Annotated in this window: 3 protein-coding genes; all 3 read left to right on the top strand. The window is 66.6% G+C overall.

What is annotated here, in order from left to right; all coding sequences use genetic code 11:
* Positions 1–54: 54 nt before the first annotated feature.
* Positions 55–954 carry a lytic transglycosylase domain-containing protein gene (locus ABWP09_RS13990; protein ID WP_353205733.1) on the top strand — a complete coding sequence of 300 codons (900 nt, stop codon included), beginning with the start codon at positions 55–57 and terminating at the stop codon, positions 952–954.
* A gap of 48 nt (positions 955–1002) precedes the next feature.
* On the top strand, positions 1003–3054 hold the full coding sequence (gene flhA, locus ABWP09_RS13985) for a flagellar biosynthesis protein FlhA (RefSeq protein WP_353205734.1): 2052 nt from the start codon (positions 1003–1005) through the stop codon (positions 3052–3054).
* The coding region (locus ABWP09_RS13980) for a sigma-70 family RNA polymerase sigma factor (protein ID WP_353205732.1) at positions 3051–3586 on the top strand (536 nt) is incomplete at its 3' end. The genes flhA and ABWP09_RS13980, both read left to right, overlap by 4 nt.

Here is a 3586-nt window from a genome sequence, read left to right as displayed (position 1 = left end):
TGGCACGGCTCTTGCTGATGTTAGCCTGAACAAGGGCGACACAGCCGGGGACCGATGCCTTTCAATCCACTCACGATCCTGAACGGGGCGGTCAACGAGGCGAAGAGCCTTGGCGGCGGCGCGGTGCGCAATGCCATCGCCAATGCCAGCCAGAAGACCGGGATCGACTTCAACTATCTGCTCGGCCAGGCCAAGCTCGAAAGCGGCTTACGCGCCGATGCGCGCGCCGGCACGTCGAGCGCGCGCGGTCTGTATCAGTTCATCGACCAAAGCTGGCTGCGCGTGGTCAAGGCGCATGGTGCCGAACACGGGCTTGGCTGGGCGGCGAACGCGATTACGACAACGGCGAGTGGCCGCGCGACGGTGGCAGACCCCGCGATGCGCAAGGCGATCCTCGATTTGCGCAAGGACCCGGGCGCCGCCTCGCTGATGGCGGCCGAACATGCCAGCGACAATAAGAGCGCGCTGGAAACCGCGACCGGGCGCACCGCGACCGGCACCGATCTGTACATGGCGCATTTCCTCGGCCTTGGCGGCGCGCGCTCGTTCCTCACCGCGATGCAAGCTGCGCCCGATCGTTCGGGCGCGGCGATGTTCCCGGCGGCCGCGCACGCCAATCGCAGCATCTTCTTCGACGCGAGCGGCGGCGCGCGCTCGCTGTCCGAAATCTACAGCCGCTTTGGTGCCAAGCTCGAAAAGAGCGTCGACGGGGCGAGCCTGCCGGCCGCGCGCGCGGGTCTGACGGCGACGCGGCTGGGCGAATGGGGTGCGGACGTCATTCCCGGCAATGGGGAGGATTCGACCGCCGATGCGGCGGTGTGGGCGCAATCGACGCTCGAACGGCTGAACGGGCCGGCGGGGCAGGCGGGCCGGATCGAAACCGCGAGCCTGTTCCGCCCGACGCCGAGCACGGCGCGGCTGGCGTACATGATGCTGGCGAGCCTGGGAGCGTAGCGGGTGGCAATTGCTTTGACGTCGAATACGCTGAAATCCGGCGGGATCTTGCCGCTGCTCCGCTCGGCCGCTTTGCCGGTCGCGATTCTGCTGCTGGTCGTGCTGATGGTCGTGCCGATCCCGGCGGCGATGCTCGATGTGTTCTTCATCATGAACATCACGATCAGCCTTGCGGTGCTGATGGTGAGCCTCAACGCGCAGAAGCCGCTCGATTTCTCGGCCTTCCCGACGGTCTTGCTGTTCGCGACGCTGTTTCGCCTGTCCTTGAACGTCGCCTCGACGCGCGTCGTGCTGGTGCATGGGCATGAGGGCGAGGGGGCTGCGGGCCATGTGATCGAGGCGTTCGGCACCTTCCTGATCGGCGGCGACTATGTCGTTGGCTTGTTCGTCTTCGCGATCCTGGTGATCATCAACATGATCGTGGTGACCAAGGGCGCGGGGCGCGTGTCCGAAGTTTCCGCGCGCTTCACGCTCGACGCGCTGCCGGGCAAGCAAATGGCGATTGACGCCGATTTGAACGCCGGGCTGATCACCCCCGAAGAAGCCAAGGCGCGCCGGATCGAAGTCGCGACCGAAGCCGATTTCTACGGGTCGATGGACGGTTCGTCGAAGTTCGTGAAGGGCGATGCGGTCGCGGGGCTGCTGATCCTGTTCGCCAATATTATCGGCGGGCTGATCCTGGGACCCGTCAGCCACGGCATGACGATTGCCGATGCCGCGCATAACTATGTGCTGCTCGCGATCGGCGATGCGCTCGTCGCGCAGATTCCGTCGCTGATGCTGTCGATCGCGGCGGCGGCGATCGTGACGCGCGTGACTTCGAGCATGGATTTGGCGGGGCAGATCGGCAGCCAGTTCGGCTCGGCGCGGACGTGGACGCCGGTCGCGATCATCCTTGCCTTGCTCGGCGTGATGCCGGGGATGCCGCATCTGGTGATCCTGCCGGCGGCCGCGCTCGCCGGGTTCGCCGCGTGGCGGATGCGGCAGGCGGCGCTGCGCCCACCGCCGGTTGTCACCGTGCCGGTCGAGCCGATCGATTATGCCAAGATCGGCTGGGACGAAGTCGCCGACACGATGCAAGTCAATCTCGACATCGGCTATGGCCTGGTGCCGCTGGTCGACGAACGCCGCGGTGCGCCGCTGATGGGGCGGATCACCGGCGTGCGGCGGCAGCTGTCGAAGGATATGGGTTTCGTCATCCCGCAAGTCCGCGTGCGCGACGATATCAACCTGGCACCCTATGCCTATCGTATCCTGGTCGGCGGCGTCGTCGTCGGCGAAGACAGCGTGTCGCCCGACGAGATGCTCGCGCTCGATACGGGGCAAGCGGTCGGCGGGTTGATGGGCAAGCGCGCCAAGGACCCGACCTTTGGCCTCGATGCGGTGTGGATCGCGGCGGGCGATGCCGATGCGGCGACGGGGGCGGGCTATCTCGTGGTCGATCCGGGCACGGTGGTGGCGACGCACCTCAATCATCAGCTGAGTGTTCACGCCGCCGAATTGCTTGGCGCGGACGATGTGCAGGCGCTGCTCGATGGGCTCAAGGAGCGCAACCCGCAATTGGTCGCCTCGCTCTCGCCCAATCCGCTGCCGCTGACCACGCTGACGCAAGTGCTGCGCGGGCTGCTGGCGGAGAATATCCCCTTGAAGGAATTCCGCCGGATCGCGGCTGCGATCGCGGTCGCCGCGCAGAAGACGCTCGATGCCGAGGATATTATCGAGGCGATCCGTCCCGATCTCGGCGGGCTGATCATCGGCAAATTGTGCGGCGTGCGCGAGCCGCTGCGCGTGATGACGCTGGAAGGCCAGCTCGAAGGGTTGCTCGGCCAGGCGCTGCGCAACGATCCGTCGCGCCGCCACACGATCGAGCCCGATCTCGGCCGCCGCATCGTCGAGGCGCTGCAACGCGCGGCGCAGCCGTTGATCGACGAGGCCAAGCCGTTCGCTTTGGTCGTGCAGCCCGCGATCCGCCTCGCGATCCGCAAACTGGTCAAGACCTGCCTGCCCGACCTTCCGGTGATGAGCTTCTTCGAAGTGCCCGAAGACAAATCGGTCGAAGTCGTTGCCGTGATCGGCGCCCCCGGAGCCCTCCCCGCATGACCGCCCAGCCCCATTTCGCCGCCTTCGCCGAGGCGATGCCGCTGACCTATGGCCGCACCGCCGCGCCTGATCTTAACTTGCTGGCGAAGAAGCACCTCCCGCTGGTGCGGCGGATCGCGTGGCACGTGCATGGCAGCATGTCCTCGGCGGTCGAAGTCGAGGATCTGGTGCAGATCGGGCTGGTTGCGTTGGTCGAGGCGGCGAACAGTTTCGAGGAACGCGGGCAAGTGACGTTCGAGCAATATCTCGTCACGCGGGTGCGCGGGTCGATGATCGATGCGCTGCGGCGCAGTGCGACGCTGACGCGCGGGGCGATGCAGCGCAAGCGGGTCTATGCGCAGACCGTTGCGGCGCTGGCTGCGGAATTGGGCCATGCCCCCGACGAGGCGCTGGTCGCGGCGCGGATCGGCGTCAGCCGCGGGAAATTGCGGCTCGACTATGCCAACGCCCAGCCGATGCGCTTCGAGCCGATCGACGAGGTCTATTCCGACCAAGGCCCGTGGTTCGCGAGCGACGAGCCCGATGCGTTCGC

This window comes from Sphingomonas sp. (assembly GCF_040398505.1).
Lineage (GTDB): Bacteria > Pseudomonadota > Alphaproteobacteria > Sphingomonadales > Sphingomonadaceae > Sphingomonas.
The sequence above is the reverse complement of the archived record's forward strand: the minus strand, read 5'-3'. Positions and strand labels throughout refer to the sequence as shown.

Bases quoted from the DNA above. Each gene is read 5' to 3' on its own strand.
- ABWP09_RS13990 (WP_353205733.1), top strand. From the start codon at position 55: ATGCCTTTCAATCCACTCACGATCCTGAACGGGGCGGTCAACGAGGCG.